This window comes from Pseudoflavonifractor sp. 60 (genome assembly GCF_009911645.1).
Lineage (GTDB): Bacteria > Bacillota > Clostridia > Oscillospirales > Oscillospiraceae > Lawsonibacter.
In genome coordinates this window covers 1-443 of the sequence record NZ_QWKI01000071.1, presented here as the reverse complement: position 1 = coordinate 443, position 443 = coordinate 1, and the positions used below count along the sequence as shown (strand labels likewise).

Annotated in this window: 1 pseudogene; it reads left to right on the top strand. The window is 56.2% G+C overall.

Annotation, left to right across the window (positions count from 1 at the left end):
- Nucleotides 1-324, top strand: a pseudogene (locus D1646_RS07970) (DNA-binding protein); the annotation flags it as partial.
- Nucleotides 325-443: the final 119 nt, after the last annotated feature.

Below are 443 nucleotides of genomic sequence, written 5' to 3'. Positions count from 1 at the left end.
TTCATCAAGCCCAAAAACCAGAGGTTTATCGCCGTTTCCATTGAGGGCGAGCAGGCATCCCCCTCGCTCTCCCAGGCCCAGGAGCTCCGCAAGCTGGATAAGGAGGGGAAACTGAACGGCGATGTGATTGACGGCATTTTGAGCCGTGAGAAAAAGGAGGTAGACAAGGTGATTATTTCCGCCGCTGAACTGAACAAGTATTTCGGCAAGGACACCACGCCCCGGGAGATGAAAGACCAGATTATGTCCCTGCTGGATGCGTGGAAAGAGAAACAGCCCCCGGAGCGCACCGCGCCGGAGAAAAAGACTGACCGGGAAAAGTAAGCCTTGAGACATTTTGTCCCAAGGCTTTTCTCTTTCCCGCGCCCCTCCCCCGCGTCCTGCATGGCGTTCTTTTAGAGAGGGGCTCTGGTGGTATATCCCCCGTCGCCGCCTGCTACTGG